Consider the following 21,597-nt stretch of genomic DNA (forward strand, 5'->3'; position numbering starts at 1 on the left):
CCAGCGGGGCCGCCGACATAACGTGTTCCGTCTCGGCCCGCGGCCGACCGGCGACGTGGTCCGTCCGGCGCGGCTCGGATCGGGCCGCGAGTCGCGTCCGGTCGCGCGAGATTCGCAACTGTTTCAAGCGGAGGTTACGTGGCGGGGATCAGTGAGTCGTCTCAGTCATCCGCTGGTACAGGTCGCGGGGGCCGTGCTGTTGACGGCCGGGTGGGTCGCCGCCGTCCTCACCGGCACGGACCTGGGAACCGTCCCGACCGTCGCCGTCAGCGGCGTCGCCGTCCTCGGCGCCTCGTTCCTGCTCGCGTGGGGCGCGGAGACGGCCGAGAAAGACGTGCCGCGGGCGTTCGCGATCGCCGTCCTGGCGGTGCTGGCGGTCGCCCCCGAGTACGCGGTCGACGCGCTGTACGCCTGGAGCGCCGGGTCGGGCGGCGCGACGACCGCCGCCTGTGCCGAGCTGTCGGCGGCCGCCATCGAGGCCGGCGAGACCCAGCTCGCCCAGGCCTGTCACGACGCCAACCTCGCGGTCGCGAACATGACCGGCGCCAACCGCATCCTCATCGGGATCGGCTGGGCCGGCATCGCCGTGTTCACCGTCTACCGGGCCGCCAAGACCCGCGACCCCGCGGTCCGCAACCGCGACGGGTGGCTCGCCGACGCCGTCACGCTCGACCGCGGCATCGCCACCGAGGTCGCCTTCCTCTTCCTGGCGACGCTGTGGGCCTTCTTCGTTCCCCTGTTCGGCGGCATCGACGCGCTCGACACCGCCCTGCTCGTCGGCCTCTACGTCACCTACATCCTCATCATCATCCGCGGGGACGTGGAGGCCGGCGAGGAACACGTCGGCGTCCCCCACTACTTCCAGCAGTGGTCGCTCCCCTGGCGCCCCCTGGCCGTCCTCACGCTGTTCGCGTACTCCGGGGCGATGATCTTCTCGGCCGTCGAGCCGTTCGCCCACGGCCTCGAACAGATCGGGATCAACAACGGCATCCCCGAGTTCTTCATGATCCAGTGGATCGCGCCGCTGGCCAGCGAGTCGCCCGAGCTCATCGTGGTGATCGTCCTCGTGAACAAGGCCCGCTCGACGGCCGGGTTCAACGCGCTGATCTCCTCGAAGCTCAACCAGTGGACGCTGCTCATCGGGACGCTGTCGGTCGTCTTCTCGCTGGCGTACGGCCAGTACGGCGTGCTCCCGTTCGACCAGAAACAGGCCGCCGAGATCTGGATCACCGCCGCCCAGAGCTACTTCGCGCTCGCGGCGCTGGTGAACTTCGAGATCAGCGTCCGGGAGGCGCTGGTCATCTTCCTCCTGTTCGTCTCGCAGGTGGCCCTGGAGTTCGTCATCATCCGCGACCTGTTCGCGATGCCGGTGTCCAGTTACGAGCTGCTGCTGGTCTACACGGCGGTTTACGCCGTCGTCGGGACCGCGCTGTTCTGGGTCCGCCGCGAGGCGCTGAAGCACATGCTCGGCCTCGCCGCCGACGCCGGCCGCACCGCGCTCGGCCGCGAGCCGGTCCACCCGGAGTTCGCCGACTGAGATGCTCGCCGTCGCCGTCTCCCGTGACGACTCCGCCTCGGTCCACATCGGCGAGCGCCTCCGCGATATCGCCGACTGGACGGACCACACCGACGGCTCGCGCCCCGACGCCGACGGCGGCGGGACCGTCTATCGCACCGACTCGGTCGAGCTGCGCGAGTTCGACGCCCTGCACCTCGAACTCGACGGCGTCGCCGACGCGTTCGGTCACGCCGACGGGGCGGACGGGCGAACCGAACCGGCCCTGCTCGTCTTCGCCTCGCGCCACGCCGGCGAGACCGGCCCGCTGCTGACCGCCCACCACACCGGCAACGTCGGTCCCGCCGAGTACGGCGGCGAACCGGGCGCGTTCGCACGGGCCTGCCCGAACGCCCACCGGCGCGTCCTCGCGGCCCTGCGCGAGCACGCCCCCGAGGGCTACGAAGTCGGGATGGAGGCCACCCACCACGGACCGACCGACGTGGGCGTCCCGTCGATGTTCGTCGAGGTCGGCAGCGACGACCCGCAGTGGGACGACCCCGACGCGGCCGGCGCGGTCGCGCGTGCTATCCTCGCGCTCGCTGACACCGACCCCGACGCCCCCGACGAGAACGGGACGCGGCGCCACCTCGTCGGGTTCGGCGGCGGCCACTACGCGCCGCGGTTCGAGCGGATCGTCACCGAGACCGACTGGGCGGTCGGCCACGTGGCTCCCGACTGGGGGCTCGACGCGATGGGCGACCCCGAACGGAACCGCGACGTGGTCCGCCGCGCGTTCGAGGCCAGCGCGGCCGACTACGCCGTCGTCGAGGGCGACCGCCCCGAGCTGAAGCGCGTCGTCGACGAGCTGGGCTACCGCGCGGTGAGCGAGACGTGGGTCCGCGAGACGACCGGCGTGGCGCTGGACCTCGTCGCGGTCGTCGAGGAGCGACTGGGGAGCGTCGACGACGGCGTCCGCTTCGGCGAGCGCGCGAGCGAGTACGGGAGCGACGCGAACGGAGGCGGTGGCGACCTCGCGGTCGTCGCCCTCCCCGACGACCTCCTCGCCGAGGCCCAGGGGATCGACGGCGAGGCGGCCCGCGCGGCGGTCGAGCGGGCCACGGTCGCCTTCGAGACGAGCGAGAGCGGGACCCGAGCCGGGGGTCGGGCGCTCGTCGCCGCCGACTGCGACGGAGCGGCGCTCGTCGACGACCTCGCGGCCGTGCTCGAAGCGAAGTACGAGACCGTCGAGCGGGCCGACGGAGCGGTCGTCGCCCGGGAGTCGGCGTTCGACCCCGAGCGCGCCCGCACGCTCGGCGTCCCCGACGGCCCGAAGCTCGGCAGACTCGCCGAGGGCGAACCGGTCACCGTCGACGGCGACGAGATCGACCCCGCCGTCGTCCGCGTCGAACGCGAACACCGCTTCCCCGTCGACGACTCGGCGGGGTGAGCGACCGGCGACCCGGCGCCGCGCGTCGACCGGCCACCGCTCGCGACCGCGCCCCGTTCCCATCCGGTACCCATCTGGTACGTACTCGGAGCGCACCCGAGACGCACCCCGCGAGTGACCCGCCCAGCCACCGTTTCGCCTGGAGATCGGCCGAGACGGCCACTCGCGGGAGTAAGGGGCGCTTACGCGGGTGAACGGCGGAGTACGGGCGTGCTACCGTGCGTCAGTCAGGCGTCTGACGCGCGGGAGAAGCTTAATAAATGTTGGCCAGCAACGGAAACTTAAAATATGGACTCTATAATCGACGACGCGATCGACGAAGCCGAGGCCGAGCGGGAGGAGCCGGCCCAGCAAGAACCGCAGGGGGGACAGGAGTCGGCGGGATCGACGGGGACAGACGAGATGTCCACGTCCGGGCAGATGTCCGACGAGGAACTGGCCGATGTGGTCAAAGACCTGGAGACGAAGATCACCGTCGTCGGCTGCGGGGGCGCCGGCGGCAACACCGTCACGCGGATGATGGAGGAGGGGATCCACGGGGCGAAGCTCGTCGCCGCCAACACGGACGCCCAGCACCTCGCCGACGAGGTGAAAGCCGACACGAAGATCCTCATCGGGCGCAAGCGCACCGGCGGCCGCGGCGCCGGCTCCGTCCCGAAGATCGGCGAGGAAGCGGCCCAGGAGAACATCGAGGACATCCAGCAGTCCATCGACGGCTCGGACATGGTGTTCGTCACCGCCGGCCTCGGTGGCGGGACCGGCACCGGCTCGGCCCCCGTGGTTGCCCAGGCCGCCCAGGACCAGGGCGCGCTGACCATCTCGATCGTCACGATCCCGTTCACCGCCGAGGGTGAGCGCCGGCGCGCCAACGCCGACGCCGGCCTCGAACGGCTGCGCGCCGTCTCGGACACCGTCATCGTCGTGCCGAACGACCGCCTGCTCGACTACGCGCCGTCGATGCCGCTACAGGACGCGTTCAAGATCTGCGACCGCGTGCTGATGCGGTCGGTCAAGGGCATGACCGAGCTGATCACCAAGCCCGGCCTCGTCAACGTCGACTTCGCCGACGTTCGCACGATCATGGAGAACGGCGGCGTCGCCATGATCGGTCTCGGCGAGTCCGACTCCGAGAACAAGGCCCAGGACTCCATCCGCTCGGCGCTGCGCTCGCCGCTGCTGGACGTGGAGTTCGACGGCGCCAACTCCGCGCTGGTCAACGTCGTCGGCGGCCCCGACATGTCCATCGAGGAGGCAGAGGGCGTCGTCGAGGAGATCTACGACCGCATCGACCCCGACGCCCGCATCATCTGGGGCGCCTCGGTCAACAACCAGTTCGAGGGCAAGATGGAGACGATGATCGTCGTCACCGGCGTCGAGAGCCCCCAGATCTACGGGAAATCGGAGGCCGAGCAGGAACGCGCCTCGAAGGAACTCGGCGACGACATCGACTACGTCGAGTAGTCCGTTCGGGATTCTCCGCATTCTCTCTTTTCGCGAGCGCGAGCGTTCGCTCTGTATTTGATCAACACAAGACACTTTTGAGTGGATACTGAACGCGGCGGTATGACAATTCTGCCCTCCCGCGGTGCGGTCGCGACCGCCGTCACCGTCGCCCTGGTCGCGGCGGCGCTCGCGGTCGGTTCGGCCGCCGCGCTCGACGCCGGCGGTCCCGCTGGAGAGACAGACCGATCCAGCGGCGACGCGGTCGCGACGCAACCTGTCCCGAACGGCACGAACGCGACGGTCATGGTCGCGCCGCGCGGGTCGGTCGACCGCCTCGCGTCCGTCGCGGCGATCGAGCGGGGACGTGAGGCCGGGTGGGTGACGCCGTCGCCCGTCCTCGCCGCCGGGGACACGCTCGTGCTCCGGCTGACCGTGCCCGGGATCGCCGACAGGGTCGCGAACGCGACCGGCGACACCGCCGACGCGCGATTCCGCACGGTGCTGGCCGACGAGAACGTCTCGGTGCGATTCGTCCAGCGCCACGTGGGTCCGCATCGGGACCGGGCGATCTTCTACCTGAACGGCTCGCGCGGCCAGGCGGTCGCCGCTGACCCCGCCAACGACACCTACTACGTCGCGGCCGACCTCGCGGCCGTCCCGAACTCCGACGGAGAGCCCGGGATAGACGAGTACCTCCGATCCCGGGGCGAGTTCGTCCCGCGACTGGTCGTCGACGGCGAACATCGGCTGAATCCCGGCGACCTCGACGAAGCGAACCGCGCGGGCGGGTTCGCCCTCTCCGACCGCGAGGCGGAACTCTTCGACGCTGACGTCGAGGACCTGCTCGCCCCCGGGTTCGCCGCCGCGTCGAACCAGACCGTCGCCGGCGCCACGACGCTGGCTCCGGGGTCGACGGTGACCGTCAGCGTGACCGACGCCGTCGGCATCGAGACGCCGCGGAACGCGACTGCCAGAGTCACCGGCCGGACGGCCGACCGCGACGACTACGACCCTCCGGGGTTCGTTTTCGAGACCGCGCTGAACCTCAGCGGCGTCGACCCCGGAACGGAGATCAGCCTCGCCGTCGCGTCTGACGGGACAGTCCTCAACGACCGATACGAGCGCGACCGGTATCGCGCACCGGTCGACTCTCCGCGGGCGAGCCTCGAACTGGCGAACGACCCCTTCGCGAACGGCACCGTCCGGGTCGCGAACGCGACCCTGCCCGACGGCGGGTTCGTCGCCGTCGAGCGAACGAGCGACGGCACGGTCGTCGGCAGCAGCGACTACCTCGACGCGGGCACCCACGAGGGGCTGCGGGTGACCGTCAGCGAGGGGGCGTCGACCGACGACTCGGATCTCCGCGTCTATCTCGCCCACGACTCCGACGGCGACGGGAACTACTTCCGCTCGGCCGACCGGTCGTACGCCGACGCGATGCGAGCCGTCGGCGCGACCGTCTCGCGGGCCGCCGCGTCGACTGCGACGGCGACCGCGACGCCGACCGTGACACCGACACCGACGGCCACTTCGACCGACGTGGGGACGGTCGTTGAGTCGCCGACGCCCACGTCGGCAGCCCCGACGGAGACGCCGACAGTGACCGCGACCGCCGATCCGCCGACGGCTACCGACCGTGGGGCGACGGACGCGCCGGCGACCACCACGAGCGGGGACGGTCCCGGGTTCGGTCCGGGCACCGCTCTCGTCGCGTCGGTTCTCTCCGCGCTGCCGGGAGTCGTCCGCGCCCGGAGGAACGGTGAATGATAGGAAGGCGCCGAGCGTTCTGCCGGCGAGCGGCCGTCGCAGTCGCCGTCGCGCTGTGCCTCTCGGCGGTCGCCCTCGTCGCCCCCGCCGACGCCGACTCGCACGTCGCCATCGAGGAAGACGCCGTCGAACAGGCAAGCGGCGACGTGGCGCGGTTCGCGCTCTCGGTGCCGAGCGGCGAGTCGGTCACCGTCGTCGTGGACGGCGCGGGCGCCGAGCGCCGCTTGAATCTCACGGACGCGAGCGGTGACGGCCGGATCGCGCTCGCTATCAACACCTACCTGACCGGACCGGACGCGACCGCCAGCGAGGTGTACGGCGTCGGTGAGGGCGACCGACTGTCGGTCGCGAGCGAGGGTACCGGTCGACTGCCGCCGGGGTCGTACCGGATCGCGGTGTACACCGACGGCACCGGCGGCGAGCCGGCCGACACCGCGGGGCTCTCGCTCACCGAGCCCGGGCTCGGCAACGCCACGGTCATGGTCGCGCCGAACGGGTCGCGCGAGCGCCTCGACTCGCGGGCGGCGATCCAGCGAGCGCAGGAGCGGCGGTGGCTGACTCCGACGAACGAAGTCGCCATGGGCGACACGTTCGTCCTCCGACTCGACGTGCCCGGAATCGCGGGCGCGGTGGCCGACGAGTCGGGCGCGACCGACGAAGCGCGCTTCGAGGGTCTGCTCGCAGGGCCGAACGCGTCGCTCCTGTTGAGCGAGCGGATGCCCGGTCCCTCGCGTCCGCGCCAGCACCTCTCGCTCGACTGGGGGAACACGACGACGGTCGTCGCCGACCCCGGCAACGACACCTACTACGTCGCGGCCGATCTGACGGCGCTCCCGTGGGGGTACGGTCACGACTACGAGGTCGACGAGTGGTCGTTCGGCGAGTTCGGCTTGATCGACGGGACCGACTACGTCCCCCGGTTCGCCGTCGGCGACCAGCGGCTGAACCCGGGTGACATCTCCGAGGGGGGTCGGACGGGGGGGTTCAGAATCTTCCAACCGGATGCGACCGTCACGTTCCCGATGGAAGAAGACGGGACGGTCCCGCTCGCGCCGGCACCGAACCAGGGGATCGCCGGGTGGACGAACCTCGCGCCGGGGTCGAGGGTGACGATCACGCTATTGGACGGCGCCGGCGACCCGTTCCCGGTCACCGAGACGGTTCGGGTCACGCGAGAGCGTCCACCCGAGAACGAGGCGAGAGCGCGCTACCGATTCCGCGCCGAGTTCGATCTCCAGGAGGCCGCGCCGGGGACCACCTTCGACATCCGCGTCCGGTCGAACGGGACGCAACTCGGCCCGCTGAACTCCTGGGAAGAAGGGGAGGGGTATCGAGGGTACGTCGACCCCGTGCTCGCGACGACGGTAACCGAGACGCGGACGCCGACCGACACCGGTGGGTCGACATCGCCGTCCACTGAGTCACCGGGTTCGACGTCCACCGCCTCGCCGACCGCCACGGCCACACCGACCGCCACCGTGACGCCATCCGACAGTTCGGAGCCGACACCGACTCGAGCCTTCACCGAGTCGCCGTCCCCGAGTGCCGAGACGACGGCAGCCGACGGCTCCGGGTTCGGCGCCAGCGCGGCGCTGGTCGGTCTCGTCGGCGCCGCGATGCTCGCCCCCCGCCGCCGCGAGTGTCGCGAGTAGCGGGCCGCGATCCGGGTCGCAGGCGTCCCGCCGGAAGGTTTACCCGCCCACCACGGCACCGGTCGCGTATGCACGCTCACAGCGAGACTCGCGCCGCACACTGGAGGACTCGATGACGATCACGAGCGACTGGGGCGAGTGGTGGGCCCGCGAGGAGTTCAACGGCGCCGACGTGGAGGGCGTCTCGCTGTGGTTCCTCGGCGTGACCGGCTGGGCGGTCCGGACGCCCGAAACGACGCTGTTCGTCGACCCGTACTTCAGCACCGAGCGCGACCGCGAGTACGTCGCGCGGATGCCGCCGGTGCCGATGGAACCGGAGTGGGCCGACTCCTGTGACGCCGTCTTCTGCACGCACGACCACCGCGACCACTTCTGGCCGCCGTCGTTCGGCCCGCTGCTCGACCACGACGGGGCATCCGTCCACGCGCCGGCCGAGTGCTACGAGAACCACGACGTGAGCGAAGTCGCCGAGGACCAGCGGGAGACCGTCGAACCGGGCGACAGCTACGAGGTCGGCGACCTGACGATTCACGTCCGCGGCGGCCGCGACCCCGACGCGGACGGGAGCGTCACGTACGTCTTCGAACACGAGGAGGGGACGATCTTCCACGGCGGCGACAACCGCCCCTGCGAGGCGTTCGAGGCCGTCGACGAGGAGTTCGACGTGGACATGGGGATGCTCTCCTATGGGACCAGCGCGCGCCTCTATCAGGACGGCGAGGTCGTCCGGCGGAAGCTATACAACGACGCTCAGGACGTGATCGACGCGGCGAACATGGTCGGGATCGAGCGGCTCGTCCCGACGCACTGGCGGCGCTGGCGGTCGATCCAGGCCGACCCGGGCGCGCTCGCGAAGGCCGCGACGACCTTCGAGTACCCCCGGATCATCGAGGAGGTCGAGGTGGGCGACCGGCTGCGACTGGACCGGCCCGGCGTCGAGGTGCCGACCTACCTCGACGAGTGAACGCGAGCGCGGTGGTCCGACCGCCGCGGGGTCGTCGGTTGTCGTCGGTTCAGCCGAACACTTCGGTGAAGCGGTTCGTGGCCTCGTCGGGGCCGGCGACGATGAGTTCGTCGCCTCTGCGGGCGCGGAAGTCGGGACCCAGATCCGTCACGACCTCGCCGTCGCGTTCGACGGCGACGACGGTGACGCCGGTGCGGGCGCGCACGTCGGCGTCGCCGAGCGACGTGCCGACGAGTTCGGGGGCGCACGTGCGGACGACCTCGACCTGGGTGTCCAGCGAGATCACGTCCTCGTCTTCCAGCACCGCGGAGGCGACCATGCGGCCGGTGACGGTCCCGAGCGCGAGGACGTAGTCGGCGCCGGCGCGGTACATCTTCTGGACCGCCTCGGCCTCCTCGGCGCGGGCGACGATCTCGACCTGCGCGCTCTCGTCGCGGACCACGAGGGTGGCGAACTCCGCGGCGGTGTCGTCGGGGATGGCGAGGATGACCGACCGGGCCTCCGCCAGGCCGGCCCGCTCCAGCACCGCGGGGTCGGTGGCGTCGCCGACCACGTCGACGCCCGGACGGTCTTCCGTGTCGACGACGGTGTAGGGCAGGTCCACGTCGTCGAGGATCCCCGTGACGGTGCGGCCGACCTCGCCGTGGCCGACGACCACGGTCTCGCCGGAGGTGTGCCGTCGCACCTCCGAGCGGGTGCGGTCGGCCAGCGCTTCGAGCTGGGCGTCGTGACCGGTCATCAGCAGGACGGTCCCGGGTTCGATGACCGAGTCGGGTGCGGGCGGGCTCTCGAACTCGCCGTCGAACCAGGCGCCGATGACGTTGACGCCGGCCTGTTCGCGGAGCCCGCTCTCGGCCAGCGTCCGCCCGGCAACGTCGGCGCCCCTGTGGACCGGGAGTTCGACGATGTCGAAGTCCTCGCCGACTTCGACCTTGCTGCCCAAGTCCGTCGAGACGCTGGCGGTGACCTTGCGGGCGAGGCTCTCGCCGAGCAGCGGGCGCGGGGAGAGCACCGCGTCGGCGCCCGCGAGTTCGTGATAGCGGGCGCGGTCGGGCTCCTCGACGACGCTGACGACGCGGACCGACTCGTCGATCTCCTTGGCGGTGAGGACGATGCTGGCGTCGACCTGGTCGGACACGTCGGCCACGAGCGCCCGCGCGTCGGCGAAGTTCGCGGCGCGGAGCCCGTCGGCGGAGTCGGGGTCGTTGTGGATCACGTCGTAGCCCTCCTCGTAGAGGTCCGTCGCGCGGTCGCGGTCCGGTTCGACGATCACCCAGTCCACCCCCCGGGAGTCGAGTTCGCCGATGAGCGTCTCGACGCGAGGCGTGTAGGTGGCGACGATCACGTGGTCCTCGTGGCCGTTCTCGACGGCGGCGGGGACGGTCGTCGACAGCGCCTCCTCGAAGGCCGGGAACGCAACCACCGGGAGCGCCAGGAAGATCATCACGGTCCCGGTCACGTCCATGACGATGACGAGCACGAGCATCGTCGCGGACTCCCACCCCGCCTGGGAGCCGTAGCCGGTCGTCGTGAACGTCTCGACGACGAACTGCAGCGCCTCCAGGAACGTCTTGGGGTCGCTCTCGAAGGCCGCCATCCCGTACTGGTAGACGACGGTAAAGACGTACATCGAGAGGGCGAGCACGCCGGTGTAGATGACCGACCGGCGCTGCCACGTGTTCATACCCGTTTGGTTACCGCTGCCCCGTAAAACGGTTCTGGGAGGCGGGTCGGGCCCGCCGGCGACGCCGCCCGGGGCCGACCCGATCGCCATCAATAGATAGAAAAGCCCGCGGGGGTAACTGCCGGTCATGAACGTTCCCTACGACCTGAACTCCTACGTCCGCGTGCTGAAACTGGCCAGCACGCCGTCGTGGGACGAGTTCTCGCAAGTCGCGAAGATCGCCGGAGCCGGCATCATCCTCGTCGGCATCCTCGGCTTCCTGATCTTCGTGATCATGAACTTCGTGCCCGGGGGGCCCTGAGATGGGTATCTTCGCCGTCAAGACCACGGCCAGCCAGGAGCGCACCGTCGCCGACATGATCATGAACCGCGAGGAGGAGTCGATCCACGCCGCGCTCGCGCCGGACTCGCTGACCTCCTACGTCATGGTCGAGGCCGACGACTCCGCGGTGTTCGAGCGCATCTCCGACGAGATCCCCCACATGCGCGGCGTCGTCCCCGGCAAGTCGGGCATCGCCGAGGTCGAGCACTTCCTCTCGCCCAAGCCCGACGTGGAGGGCATCGCCGAGGGGGACATCGTCGAGCTCATCGCCGGCCCGTTCAAGGGCGAGAAGGCCCAGGTCCAGCGCATCGACGAGGGCAAAGACCAGGTCACCGTCGAGCTGTACGAGGCGACCGTCCCGATCCCGGTCACCGTCCGCGGCGACCAGATCCGCGTCCTCGATTCGGAAGAGCGGTAGATTAGCGGTCCAGCATCCGGCGGCGCAGCCGCCGGTTCCGCGCGACGAGCGGAGCGAGTCGGTTTTTTGCCCCATCTTTTTCGAGCCGGGTACCCGCAGTGAGCGGAGCGAACGAGGATACCCGTCGATGAAAAAGGTGGGCGCGGTACCCGCAGCGAGCGGCGCGAGCGAGGATACCCGTCGACGAAAAAGGTGGGCGCGGTACTTGCAGCGAGCGGCGCGACCGGTTCACCGTCGGATCCACGCGACGACGCGGTCGGTCCACCCCGCTGGCGGGCCGCCGGACGCCGGCCGCGACTCGTCGGCGGTCTCGGCGACGAGGGCGCCGACCGCGACCGCGACCACGGCGAGCGCCGCGCCGGCGACCACGTCGGTCGCCCAGTGGATGCCGAGGTACATCGTCGAGACGGCGATCGAGGCGGCGAGGGCGCCGGCGACGGGGTACCAGCGGGGGAAGCGGTCGCGGTAGCGGCCCGCGACGAGCGCGACCGTCACGGACAGCGAGGTGTGCAGCGACGGGAAGACGTTCGTGTTGCGGTTGACCCGGCCGGTCAGCAGCTGCGCCTGGGGCCAGTTCGTGTACAGTAGCGACCGGACGGCCTCGGGCGTGACGTTCCGGGGGCCGTAGGAGATGAAGAGGACGTAACAGACGAGTCCGAGCGCGTAGTTGACCGCGTAGGCGACCAGCAGCGTCCGGACCGGGCGGTCGTCCTCGCAGGCGAGGTAGGCGACGACGGGGAACGTCAGCAGGAAGGCGTAGCCGAAGACGTAGACGCCGCTGAAGTAGGTCGTCAGCGGCGGGGCGGCGAACGACTGGAGCCAGGCGACGAACCCGCCCTCCAGCGCGTAGATGGCGCCGGTGATGTTGACGCCGATGAGCCAGGAGAGTTCGACGCCCACGTCACGGACGACGCCGTTTATCGCGAGGACGACGGCGAGCAGACCGAGCGTCGGCGCGACCGAGCGGAGGTTCGCTCGAACCCGTGCGGGGGCGCCGACCAGGCCGTCGCGGCCGACGACCGCGACCAGTCCGAGCAGGTGCAGCGCGACGACGCCGGCGGCGACCTGCGCGAGGACGGTGACGACCCCCATCAGTCCCGCTCCACGAGGGTGCCGTCGTCGTACTCGTAGCCGGCGTCGCGGAACGCCGCCCGCGCTGCGTCGGCGTCGACGGTGCCGTCCGACCCGAGGAAGGGCGTCACCGGGTGGTCGCCGTCGAACCGGAGGTCCGACGGGACCAGGTCGGTCCCGACCAGGGGGCTCGCCGCGGGCCAGGCGTAGCCGTCGAACACGTCGTCGACCAGCGTCCGCCGGTCGATCAGGTGGCCGAGCGTGTTCCGGAACCGCGGGTTCGTCAGCGGCGGCCGGCGCGCGTTGTAGCCGACGACGTACGGCGAGGGCGACCGACCGACGACCAGGTCGACCCCCTCCGAGCGGCCGATCCGGGGGATGGTCTCGGCGCCGACGGCGGTCCCGGTCACGTCCGCGTCGCCGTTCGCGACCATCGAGACGGCCGTCTCGTCGGCGCCGACGACGGTCACGTCGATCCGCTCGTACGGCGGGAGCCCGTCCACGTCGCCGGGGAGGTCGGCGGGCGAGGCCTCGGCGAGGAAGTGGTCGTCGTCGCGCTCGAACACGAGGCGGTCGCCGGGCACGTTGCGCTCGAAGGCGAACGGGCCGCTCCCGACCGGCGGGACGTTGTTGGTCACGAGCGCCTCCGAGGTCGCGCCGAAGGCGACGCCGCCGACCGAGGCGGGGCCGGTCCGCTCGCGCCAGACGTGCTCGGGCAACACCGGGACCGTGAGCGCCCGCGCCGCGACCGCCGCGGTGCAGTCGGTGAACCGGACCTCGACGGTCCGCCGGTCGAGCGCCTCGGCGTCGGCGACCAGGCTGCTCCGGCCCCGGAACCGGGGGGCGGCCACGGCCGCGTCGCGGTCGGTCGCGGTCTCGGTCCCCTCGGTCGTCCGGCCGAGCGTCACGTCCGAGAGCAGCGCGTAGGTGAACGCCACGTCGGCGGCCGTCACCGGCTCGTCGTCGTGCCACGAGAGGTCGTCGCGGAGGCTGACGCGCGCCTGCGGCCGCCCGCCGACGGTCTCGAACTCCCAGCCGTCGGCCAGCCACGGCTCGACCCCGCCGGACTCCGTCTCGTACCCCAGCGGGTCGTACAGCAGTCCGGTGAGGACGCCGGTCCACCGGAACTCCGCCGCCAGCGGGTTGAGGTTCTCGGTGGGTCGCCGGTCGGTGATCACCGTGCGCAGCGTCGCGGTGTCGTCGGGGGTCGGCGTGGTGGTCGCGGTCGCGGCCTCGCGGGAGGGGCCCCAGGCGACCTCGTCGAGCGAGAGGTACCCCAGCGGCGAGCCGTAGTCGCTCCGGTGCCAGCCGGTGAACCGGTCGCCGCGGACCGCACGGATCTCGTCCGGGAACGCGACCAGCGAGAACGGCTGGGTCCGGGCGACCGTCCGCTGGATGGCGGCGAGCGCCTCGCGCCGCGCCTCGCCGGTCGCGGCGCGCTGCTCGCCCAGTTGGTCGTCGACGCCGAGGTTCGCGTACCCGAACGGGTTCTGCCAGCCGGGTTCCGAGCCGAACCGCGAGTGCAACAGCGCGTAGAGCCCGTCGCCGTCCCGGAGGCGAGCGGGGATCCGCCCCACGAACGCGTCGAAGTCGTTCCGGAGGAGCATCTGGCGGTACAGCTCCTCGGGCGCGACGGGCGTGACCGTCGCTTCGAGGCCGGCCGCCCGGAGCCACTCAGCGACCGACTGGGCGACCCGGAGGGCGTACGGGTCCGCGTCGGCCGGGAGCGTCTTGATCCCGACCGACACCGGTGTCACCGACTCCCAGCCGGTGGCCGCGCGCAGCCGGCGCATACACCCGGCGGTCCCGAGGGTCGCCCCGGCGGCCAGCGACCGGAGCAGGGTACGGCGCCGGCTCGAAGCCGGTTCGGTTGGATCCCCCATATCTCCCGCAGGTTCGGGTGGGACCGTGAAGTCCCTTCGGCCTGCGAACGACGAGTGCGAACCGACCACGGCATCGCCGGGGATCTCTCTTAGTGGGCCGCTCCCGTGTCCCAGAGCATGCCCGACCGCCGACCCCTCCGACTGTCCCTGGCGCTCGTCGTCGTCCTCGCGACGGGGACCGTCGCGGTCGGGTACGTCGCGGCCGAGCGGTCGAGCGACCAGGTGACCGGCGACCCGTCGGTCGAACAGGCGCTGCGCTCGGGCGACCTCTCACCGGTCATCGACCCCCGAGACGGCCGTACCGTGGTCGCGACCGACTCGAACGCCTTCGTCGCCGACGAGAACGACGGCCCGCGCGCCCAGGCCGAACTCGTCGCCTTCGCCCGCGACGGGGGGATCTACTACCACGAGAACGACCATACCCGCTACTGGGACGTCGACCCCGTCGCGGGGACGAACTCGACGGTCGAGTTCGTCTACGCCGACCACCTCGACGCCGACGAGTGCGACGGGTCGGTCTGCACGCGCAACGGCGTCGAGCGCGTCAACCTCACCACCGGCGAGTCGACCGACGTGTTCAGCCGCGTCACGCCCGGCAAGCACTCGACGCGGTGGCACGACATCGACCGGATCGACGAGGAGCGCCTGCTCGTCGCCGACATCGACCGCGACCGCGTCTTTGTCGTCAACACGACCACGGGACTGATCACCTGGGAGTGGGGCGCCCAGGCCGCCTTCGACGTCGACAGCGGCGGGCCGTTCCCCAAGGACTGGACGCACCTCAACGACGTGGAACACGTCGAGATCGAGGGCCGCGACGCTGCGATGGTCAGCCTCCGCAACCACGACCAGGTCGCCTTCGTCGACTTCGAGCGCGGGCTGATGGAGAACTGGACGCTCGGCGCCGACGGCGACCACGACACCCTCTACGAGCAGCACAATCCCGACTACATCCCGCCCGAGCGGGGCGGGCCCGCGCTGCTGGTCGCCGACTCCGAGAACGGTCGGGTCGTCGAGTACCAGCGCGAGGACGGAACGTGGAACCGGTCGTGGACCTGGAGCGACGCGCGGATGCAGTGGCCTCGGGACGCCGACCGCCTGCCGAACGGCCACACGCTGATCACCGACTCGAACGGCGACCGGGTGTTCGAGGTGGACCGGTCGGGGGAGGTGGTGTGGACCGCCACCATCGGGTTCCCCTACGAGGCCGAGCGGCTGGGCTCCGGTGAGGAGAGCGCGGGCGGGGAGAGCGCGGCCGCGCTCGCGTTGCCGAGCCACGAGCCGGACCCGGCGAACCGGTCGGTGTCGGGCGCCGTCATGGCGGCGCTGCCGCCGTCGATCGAGAACGGGGTCGCCTACGTCTTCCCGCGCTGGGTCGGCGTCGTCGAGGGGGTCGCTATCGTCGCGCTCCTCGTCGCCGTCCCGCTCTGGGCACGCTTGGAGTACCGCTGGTCGGACGTGTCTGTCGGGGTTCGCAACCCGCTCCAGATCGACCGGGAATGACGGCGAACGACGCCAGCGCCCGCGACCTGTCGCTCGGGGTGACCGCCCGACTGCGGCGCGCGGCGCCGCTGGACGGCCGCGACGCGAGATGGCTCGGCCTGGCGCTCGTCCCGGGCGTCGTCGCCGTCGCCGTCTACCTGACGACGAACCCCTACCCGGCCTACGGCGGCGGGCTGTACGCGCGGATCGCCGCCGCGATCGCCGCGAACGGGTACGCGCCGCCGACGACGGTCGACGGCTACGCGGTCACCGTCCCCTTCGCGTATCCGCCGCTGCAGTTCTACGTCTTCGCGCTCGCCCTCGATCTGGGGTTCGACCCCGTGACCGTCACGCGATTTTTGCCCTCCGTCGCCGTCGTCGCGGCGCTGGTGCCGGCGTACCTGCTCGGGCGGGACTACACCGGCTCGCGGGCGGCCGGGACCGGGACGGCCGCGATGATCGCGCTGAACCCGCAGGTGCTGGAGTGGCACGTCTCCGCGGGCGGCGTCGTCCGCGGGTTCGCCTTCCTGTACGCCCTGACCGCGGTCTACGCCGGGTATCACGTCTTCACCGGCGGCGGCCGGCGGGCGCTACTGGGGGGCGCCGTCGCGGTCGCGCTGACGGGGCTCACCCACCCGACCTACGCCCTGTTCGTCGTCGCGGGCTACCTCGTGCTCTGGGGCGGTCTCGACCGGTCGCTCGGGGGGCTCGCGCGGGGGCTGGCCGTCGGCCTGGGGGCGCTCGCGCTGGCGAGCCCCTGGCTCGCGTGGGTCGTCGCGACCCACGGCGCCGGCGCCTTCACCGCGGCCGCGGGGACCCACGGCGGGCTCGGCGGCGGCCTGGGCGCCCTCCTCGCCGGCCCCTCGTGGGTCAGGCTCGTTCCGCTCGCACTCGCCGGCGCGGCGCTGGCGCTCCGCCGGGACGCGACGGTGGCGGCCTGGGTCGTCGTCGCGACGCTGCTGTTCTTCCAAGTCCGGTTCGCCTACGCCGTCGCCGCCCTGGCCGTAGCGGTCGCGGGCGTCGGCGTCGCCGCCCGCCTCGCTCGGCGGGAGGGGAGCGCGCTCGCCACGCCGGACCGCCGCGCGGCGGCCGCCGCCGCGCTCGTCCTCCTGGCGACCGTCGCCGGCGGGACGGCCCTCGCCGCGGCGACGACGTCGACGACCGACGGGACCACGCCCTCGTTCCTCGACGACGAGTCGGTCGCTGCCGCCGAGTGGGCGGCCGCCGAGACGCCCACGGACGCGCGGTTCCTCGTGCTCGGCGACGCCGCCGAGTGGTTCCCCGTACTGTCCGGGCGGTCGATCGCCGTCGGCCCGTGGGGCGTCGAGTGGGTGAGCGCGGCCGCCTACGACCGCCATCTGGCCGCGTTCAGGGCCGCCTCGACGTGCAACAGCGCCGCCTGCGTCGAATCGGCGGTCGCGACCGTCGGCGCCGACCCGGACTACGTCGTCGTCCCGAAGGGCCGGTACACCGTCCGCGGGACCGCCGTCGTCGGGTTCGGCACCCTCGAACGCTCGTTCGCGGCCGCAGACGGCTGGACGCGCGTCCACGAGAACGACGGCGTCGCCGTCTATCGGGCCAGCGGTCGCGCCGACGGGTGACGGCATCGACGCGGTGTCGCCAATCGCGTCGGCGTTCGCCCAACGAAAAGACACTTACATCGGCCCCGTGTTCCGGGTGACGAGTACGACAGATGCCCTCCATCCAGACGAACGGACTGACGAAGACCTTCGGGGAGAGCGTGGTCGCCGTCGACTCCCTCGATCTCACCATCGAGGAAGGCGAGATATTCGGCTTCCTCGGCCCCAACGGCGCGGGGAAGTCGACGACGATCAACATGCTGCTCGACTTCATCCGGCCGACCGCGGGGTCGGCCGAGGTGTTCGGCATGGACGCCCAGAGCGAGTGCGCGGCCATCCGCGAGCGCATCGGCGTCCTCCCCGAAGGGTACGGCTTCGACGACTACCTCACCGGCCGCGAGTACATGGAGTGGGCCGTCGAGACCAAAGGGGCCGACGACGACCCCGAACACCTGCTCGACCTCGTCGGCATCCGCGAGGACGCGGGCCGCGTCGCCTCGGGCTACTCCAAGGGGATGCAACAGCGCCTCGCCTTCGGAATGGCCCTGGCCGACGACCCCGACCTGTTGATCCTCGACGAACCGTCGACCGGGCTGGACCCCAACGGCATCCAGCACATGCGGTCGGTCATCCGCGACCGGGCCAGTGAGGGAACGACCGTCTTCTTCTCCAGTCACATCCTTTCGGAGGTCGAGGCGGTCTGTGACCGCGTCGGCGTGATGAACGAGGGGGAACTCGTCGCCATCGACTCCATCGAGGGGCTCCGGGAGAGCGCGACCGGCCAGGCCACCATCGAGCTCGAGTGCGCCAGCGTGCCGCCGTCGGAGGACGTCGCGTACATCGACGGCGTCTCCGCGGTCGACGTGGCCGACACGACGCTGACCGCCCAGTGTTCCGACCCGAGCGCGAAGGTCGAGGTGGTCAAGCGGGTCGACGAACAGGTCGACGTCGTCGACATCCTCGCGGACAACACCTCGCTGGAGGAGCTGTTCAACCAGTTCACCGGCGGCGGCCGCGACGGCGACGGGACCGTCGGCGAGGGGATCGACCTCGAAGAGTCCCAGGAGGCCTCGGCATGAGCACGGTCACCGTCGCGAAGAAGGACTTCAAGGCCGCCCGCCGGTCGAAGATGCTGTGGGCGGCGGCCATCGTCCTCGGACTCATCGCGGCGTTCGTCGGCTACGTCTCCGGTGGCGCCTCCGGCGGCGACGCCGCGCAGGTCCGCGCGCTCTTCCGCGTGCTGACGCTGCTGCTCGCCGTCCTCCTCCCCATCGTCGCGCTGGTGGCGAGCTACCTCGCCATCGCCGGCGAGCGCGAGGGCGGCGGGATCAAGTTCCTGCTCTCCCTGCCGAACACGCGCCGGAACGTCTTCGTCGGGAAGTTGCTGAGCCGCAACGGCATCGTCGCCGGCGGCGTCGCGTTCATGTACGTCGCGGCGATCAGCACGGCGTTGACCCGCCACGGGGCGTTCCCGGCGGCCGTCGTCTTCGGGACGCTGCTGATAACACTCGTCTACGGGTCGGCGTTCGTCAGCATCGCGCTGGCGATGTCCTCGGCGGCGGCCTCGCGGAGCCGCGCCATCGCCGGCGCGTTCGGGACGTACTTCCTGCTGGTCATCCTGTACGTCTTCCCGGTCGCGTCGGTCGGCGACATCGCCCGCTGGCTCCACACGACGCTGCTCGGTGCCGCACCCAACCCCGACCTCTACAACGCCGTCCAGTACACCAGCCCGTACCTGGCCTACCGGAAGGCCGTCAACCTCGTGATGCCGGCGGACATGCGCCAGATCGTCTTCTACTCGAGCCTGCCCGACGACATCAGCTACGGCTCGCCGGAGGCCAACGAGGTGTTGCCGCTGTACCTCCAGGACGAGTTCGCACCGGTCGTCCTGGCGTTCTGGCTGGTCGTCCCGCTACTGATCGGCTACGTGCTGTTCGAGAGGGCTGATCTCGAATGAACCGACGCAGCCAACTCGGCACGGGCCTGGCGGTCCTGGCGGTCGTCCTGTTCGCCGTCCCCGCCTTCTTCCCGGTCCAGCCGATGCTGATCCACGACACGGAGGAGACCGCACCGGCCCCGGCCGAGGAGTTGCGACAGCAGGGCTACGAGATCGTCGCCTACGAGAACCTCTCCGAGCGCGGGCAGGAACTCTACGTGACGACCCTGGAGAACGACGGCGAGTACCGCGTCGCCGTCGGCGAGGGTGCTCCGGACTTCGGCTACCCGACCGACGGGGAGGTCCGCGCGATGTACGACAACGGGACCGAACCGGGGATCGTCATCGAACGCCCCGAGGACGCCAGTTCGCTCCCGCCCTCGGACGAGCGGTTCTACGGCTACCCCAGTGACGAGGAGGGACTGAACGAGTCCCAGGTCGAACAGCGCAGACAGCAGATCGAGCGCTACGACGCGATGAGCACCCGGACCGCGGAGCCGCCGCTGGGCGCGACCCCGCAGCTGATCCGGCTCGCCTCGGTGTTGCTGGCGGTGCTGTCGCTCGGCGTCGGCGGCTACCTGCTCTCCTCGAAGTAGCGGCGCCCACCTCGCCGTTTTCTGGTTCGATCGGGGACGCTCGGACGCGGTCGACCGCAAGTGACTTGCTCGACCGAAATGAGTCGGTTATCGAACCGATAATGTCAGACGAGGATACGATATACGCCCGGCGGAACTCGCGGATACTGCTGGCTATCTACGTCGTCCTGTGCGGTGAGCTGGTGTTCGGCGACGAGTGGCACGTCGTCTACTCGCTGCTGGTCGTCTCGGTGAGCCTGGTCGTGCTGGTCACGGCGTACGTCGAGTGACCCGGGCCGAAGCCGGGGACCGGGCTGGCCAGGGAGAACGCGGCCGAAGACGGCGCGTCCGTCGCGGGGTCTCAGATAGCGCCGCTGCCGCCTTCGAGCCGGTCGATAACCTCGCGGATGTCGGCCTCCTCCTCGATGTTCTCCTTGGCGTTCTCGCGGCGGCGGACCTCTTTGGCGGTGGCGTCGTAGGCGCGGACGTACTCGGCGCGGCTGTGCTCGTCGAAGGCGTGGCGGATCGCGAAGTAGCCGTCCGGGAGGACGGTCCCGCAGACCTTGCACTCGATGCGTTCGTGTGCCGTCGACTGGTGGACGATCAGGTCCTCGACCCGCTCGAACTGCTCGTCGTCACCGTCGATCGCACACTCCCAGGAGGCCATGATACCCGAGTGATGCCCGCCGCTCAGTAAAAACGTTCCCCTCCCCCTTCGAGTAGCCTCTCAAACGTATCCCGTCGTCGCCGCCACCGCAGTCGCCGGAACGCGTTGTCCGCCCTCGACCCGCTCGCTCGGAGTTGGATCGACCGAACTCGGCGGGGACCGCAAGCGATGAAAGCCCTCGACCCGCTCGCGGTCGCTGAGTCGGATATCCGCGCTCTCCGCACCGCCCGCGCGGATAGTGCCGACTCAGACGACTGAACTGCACGCGAGCGTGCCTCGCCCTTTCAGTCCACCGGGAGAGCAAGCTCTCCCGAGCCCGCGCGAACGGTGTCGCGCGGACACCAGGACCGCACAGCACTGCGACCGCAACGACAACCGCCCCGCACGGCACCGCAGACGGCCACGAGCCTCCCCAACCGATTCGCGACACACGAGTCGCGAATCCCTCGCGCGATGTCGTCGCGCGCATGAAAGCGCGCTCCAGCACGCGCCGACCGCACCACTACCGCATCACACCGCACCGCACCACTACCGCACCACATCACACCACTACCACACGGCTACCGCTCTCTCGTCCGTATCGAACACGGTCGGCCCACGGGTCGAGAGCGGGTCAGAACGGCAGCGCGACGCCTTCGGGGAGGTAGGCGGGGAGGACGTGGACGAGGCCGGCGGCGACGACGAGTTCGAAGGCGGTGACCGCGAGCATCATGGCGTCGGCGTAGTCGCTGCTGACGGGGACGCCGATGGGGGCGCCGAACTCCTCGTCCCAGAAGGGGTAGAACAGCGCGAGCCCGCGGGTCGTCCCGAGCGCGTCAAGGACGTAGTGGGTGAGCACGCCCAGCCAGACCCAGTGGAGGTTGCCGAAGTAGATGGGGTAGGCGGCGACGATCGCCAGAACCGGGAGGTTGTGCAGGGTCTTGCGGTGTTTCCCGAAGTGGGTGTCCACGTCGGGAAAGAGCGCGCCCAGCACGAGCGGGACGAACACCGCGGCGATGGTCCGGAACGTCGCCACGTCGCCCGCCGGTTCGAGGATGAACCCGAGGCCCACGGCGAGAAAGACCGCGTTCAACACGTGTCCGCGCTTGTCCATGGAGCGACTCGATGGACCCGCGGGTCACAAGTGTTGCCCTTCGGTGAGCGACGGGTCGATGCGCCGACGAGTCGACGAACAGACCGGTGGATGCGCCGACGGGTCGATACACAGC

General features: G+C 71.0%; 19 protein-coding genes. 14 read left to right on the plus strand and 5 right to left on the minus strand.

All coding sequences use genetic code 11. The features are described from left to right. Window positions 1-151 precede the first annotated feature (151 nt). The 6 genes from HZS54_RS00965 (at window position 152) to HZS54_RS00990 (ending at window position 8,771) form a co-directional block, all read left to right on the plus strand. Complete coding sequence (locus HZS54_RS00965) at window positions 152-1,537, plus strand: sodium:calcium antiporter (protein WP_179920110.1); 1,386 nt, start codon at window positions 152-154, stop codon at window positions 1,535-1,537. Between the two features lies 1 nt (window position 1,538). Further along, window positions 1,539-2,945 (plus strand): D-aminoacyl-tRNA deacylase, encoded by a 1,407-nt coding sequence (locus HZS54_RS00970; protein ID WP_179920111.1) that lies wholly within the window; start codon window positions 1,539-1,541, stop codon window positions 2,943-2,945. A gap of 288 nt (window positions 2,946-3,233) precedes the next feature. Continuing rightward, window positions 3,234-4,406, plus strand: a complete 1,173-nt coding sequence (gene ftsZ / locus HZS54_RS00975) for a cell division protein FtsZ (protein WP_179920112.1) — start codon at window positions 3,234-3,236, stop codon at window positions 4,404-4,406. Between the two features lie 102 nt (window positions 4,407-4,508). Further along, on the plus strand, window positions 4,509-6,155 hold the full coding sequence (locus HZS54_RS00980) for a DUF7282 domain-containing protein (protein WP_179920113.1): 1,647 nt from the start codon (window positions 4,509-4,511) through the stop codon (window positions 6,153-6,155). Then, entirely contained in the window at window positions 6,152-7,807 is a 1,656-nt protein-coding gene (locus tag HZS54_RS00985; protein ID WP_179920114.1) for a BGTF surface domain-containing protein, read from the plus strand. Before HZS54_RS00980 ends, HZS54_RS00985 begins: the two co-directional genes overlap by 4 nt. 112 nt (window positions 7,808-7,919) lie before the next feature. Further along, window positions 7,920-8,771 carry an MBL fold metallo-hydrolase gene (locus tag HZS54_RS00990; RefSeq protein WP_179920115.1) on the plus strand — a complete coding sequence of 284 codons (852 nt, stop codon included), beginning with the start codon at window positions 7,920-7,922 and terminating at the stop codon, window positions 8,769-8,771. Window positions 8,772-8,820: 49 nt separating this feature from the next. Here HZS54_RS00990 and HZS54_RS00995 read toward each other — a convergent pair whose 3' ends face one another. Further along, window positions 8,821-10,455, minus strand: a complete 1,635-nt coding sequence (locus HZS54_RS00995) for a potassium channel family protein (RefSeq protein WP_179920116.1) — start codon at window positions 10,453-10,455, stop codon at window positions 8,821-8,823. A 127-nt stretch (window positions 10,456-10,582) separates the two neighbouring features. Between HZS54_RS00995 and HZS54_RS01000 the strand changes: the two genes are divergently transcribed. Continuing rightward, entirely contained in the window at window positions 10,583-10,756 is a 174-nt protein-coding gene (locus HZS54_RS01000) for a protein translocase SEC61 complex subunit gamma (RefSeq protein WP_179920117.1), read from the plus strand. A 1-nt stretch (window position 10,757) separates the two neighbouring features. Further along, window positions 10,758-11,195 (plus strand): transcription elongation factor Spt5, encoded by a 438-nt coding sequence (locus HZS54_RS01005; RefSeq protein ID WP_179920118.1) that lies wholly within the window; start codon window positions 10,758-10,760, stop codon window positions 11,193-11,195. 228 nt (window positions 11,196-11,423) lie between these two features. On the opposite strand, the gene HZS54_RS01010 is transcribed toward HZS54_RS01005, so the two are convergent. Together HZS54_RS01010 and HZS54_RS01015 are read right to left on the minus strand one after the other, a co-directional pair. After that, window positions 11,424-12,287, minus strand: a complete 864-nt coding sequence (locus tag HZS54_RS01010; protein WP_179920119.1) for a phosphatase PAP2 family protein — start codon at window positions 12,285-12,287, stop codon at window positions 11,424-11,426. After that, window positions 12,287-14,149 (minus strand): ABC transporter substrate-binding protein, encoded by a 1,863-nt coding sequence (locus HZS54_RS01015; RefSeq protein ID WP_179920120.1) that lies wholly within the window; start codon window positions 14,147-14,149, stop codon window positions 12,287-12,289. The genes HZS54_RS01010 and HZS54_RS01015 overlap by 1 nt, the downstream gene beginning before the upstream one ends. 117 nt (window positions 14,150-14,266) lie before the next feature. Between HZS54_RS01015 and HZS54_RS01020 the strand changes: the two genes are divergently transcribed. From HZS54_RS01020 to HZS54_RS01045, 6 genes are all read left to right on the plus strand, one after another. After that, on the plus strand, window positions 14,267-15,652 hold the full coding sequence (locus HZS54_RS01020; protein WP_179920121.1) for an arylsulfotransferase (asst): 1,386 nt from the start codon (window positions 14,267-14,269) through the stop codon (window positions 15,650-15,652). Continuing rightward, a complete protein-coding gene (locus HZS54_RS01025) occupies window positions 15,649-17,232 on the plus strand; it encodes a glycosyltransferase family 39 protein (protein WP_179920122.1) in 1,584 nt (527 codons plus the stop codon). Before HZS54_RS01020 ends, HZS54_RS01025 begins: the two co-directional genes overlap by 4 nt. 92 nt (window positions 17,233-17,324) lie before the next feature. After that, window positions 17,325-18,290 carry an ABC transporter ATP-binding protein gene (locus tag HZS54_RS01030; RefSeq protein ID WP_179920123.1) on the plus strand — a complete coding sequence of 322 codons (966 nt, stop codon included), beginning with the start codon at window positions 17,325-17,327 and terminating at the stop codon, window positions 18,288-18,290. After that, entirely contained in the window at window positions 18,287-19,168 is an 882-nt protein-coding gene (locus tag HZS54_RS01035) for an ABC transporter permease subunit (RefSeq protein ID WP_179920124.1), read from the plus strand. The genes HZS54_RS01030 and HZS54_RS01035 overlap by 4 nt, the downstream gene beginning before the upstream one ends. Next, entirely contained in the window at window positions 19,165-19,743 is a 579-nt protein-coding gene (locus tag HZS54_RS01040; protein WP_179920125.1) for a hypothetical protein, read from the plus strand. Before HZS54_RS01035 ends, HZS54_RS01040 begins: the two co-directional genes overlap by 4 nt. Window positions 19,744-19,844: 101 nt before the next feature. After that, window positions 19,845-20,012 (plus strand): hypothetical protein, encoded by a 168-nt coding sequence (locus tag HZS54_RS01045; RefSeq protein ID WP_179920126.1) that lies wholly within the window; start codon window positions 19,845-19,847, stop codon window positions 20,010-20,012. Window positions 20,013-20,083: 71 nt separating this feature from the next. On the opposite strand, the gene HZS54_RS01050 is transcribed toward HZS54_RS01045, so the two are convergent. Beyond that, the gene (locus tag HZS54_RS01050; RefSeq protein ID WP_179920127.1) at window positions 20,084-20,389 is read right to left on the minus strand and encodes a DUF7565 family protein; all 306 of its coding nucleotides are present in this window, start codon (window positions 20,387-20,389) and stop codon (window positions 20,084-20,086) included. Between the two features lie 613 nt (window positions 20,390-21,002). Beyond that, window positions 21,003-21,482 (minus strand): metal-dependent hydrolase, encoded by a 480-nt coding sequence (locus HZS54_RS01055; protein WP_179920128.1) that lies wholly within the window; start codon window positions 21,480-21,482, stop codon window positions 21,003-21,005. Window positions 21,483-21,597 lie beyond the last annotated feature (115 nt).

The organism is Halosimplex pelagicum, from assembly GCF_013415905.1.
Classification (GTDB): domain Archaea; phylum Halobacteriota; class Halobacteria; order Halobacteriales; family Haloarculaceae; genus Halosimplex; species Halosimplex pelagicum.

Coding starts and splice junctions, on each gene's coding strand:
- HZS54_RS01045 (WP_179920126.1), top strand. CDS start 19,845: ATGTCAGACGAGGATACGATATACGCCCGGCGGAACTCGCGGATACTG.
- HZS54_RS00970 (WP_179920111.1), top strand. CDS start 1,539: ATGCTCGCCGTCGCCGTCTCCCGTGACGACTCCGCCTCGGTCCACATC.
- HZS54_RS01000 (WP_179920117.1), top strand. CDS start 10,583: ATGAACGTTCCCTACGACCTGAACTCCTACGTCCGCGTGCTGAAACTG.
- HZS54_RS01025 (WP_179920122.1), top strand. CDS start 15,649: ATGACGGCGAACGACGCCAGCGCCCGCGACCTGTCGCTCGGGGTGACC.
- HZS54_RS00995 (WP_179920116.1), bottom strand. CDS start 10,455: ATGAACACGTGGCAGCGCCGGTCGGTCATCTACACCGGCGTGCTCGCC.
- ftsZ (WP_179920112.1), top strand. CDS start 3,234: ATGGACTCTATAATCGACGACGCGATCGACGAAGCCGAGGCCGAGCGG.
- HZS54_RS01035 (WP_179920124.1), top strand. CDS start 18,287: ATGAGCACGGTCACCGTCGCGAAGAAGGACTTCAAGGCCGCCCGCCGG.
- HZS54_RS00980 (WP_179920113.1), top strand. CDS start 4,509: ATGACAATTCTGCCCTCCCGCGGTGCGGTCGCGACCGCCGTCACCGTC.
- HZS54_RS01010 (WP_179920119.1), bottom strand. CDS start 12,287: ATGGGGGTCGTCACCGTCCTCGCGCAGGTCGCCGCCGGCGTCGTCGCG.
- HZS54_RS01005 (WP_179920118.1), top strand. CDS start 10,758: ATGGGTATCTTCGCCGTCAAGACCACGGCCAGCCAGGAGCGCACCGTC.
- HZS54_RS01050 (WP_179920127.1), bottom strand. CDS start 20,389: ATGGCCTCCTGGGAGTGTGCGATCGACGGTGACGACGAGCAGTTCGAG.
- HZS54_RS01055 (WP_179920128.1), bottom strand. CDS start 21,482: ATGGACAAGCGCGGACACGTGTTGAACGCGGTCTTTCTCGCCGTGGGC.
- HZS54_RS01040 (WP_179920125.1), top strand. CDS start 19,165: ATGAACCGACGCAGCCAACTCGGCACGGGCCTGGCGGTCCTGGCGGTC.
- HZS54_RS01020 (WP_179920121.1), top strand. CDS start 14,267: ATGCCCGACCGCCGACCCCTCCGACTGTCCCTGGCGCTCGTCGTCGTC.
- HZS54_RS01015 (WP_179920120.1), bottom strand. CDS start 14,149: ATGGGGGATCCAACCGAACCGGCTTCGAGCCGGCGCCGTACCCTGCTC.
- HZS54_RS00990 (WP_179920115.1), top strand. CDS start 7,920: ATGACGATCACGAGCGACTGGGGCGAGTGGTGGGCCCGCGAGGAGTTC.
- HZS54_RS01030 (WP_179920123.1), top strand. CDS start 17,325: ATGCCCTCCATCCAGACGAACGGACTGACGAAGACCTTCGGGGAGAGC.
- HZS54_RS00985 (WP_179920114.1), top strand. CDS start 6,152: ATGATAGGAAGGCGCCGAGCGTTCTGCCGGCGAGCGGCCGTCGCAGTC.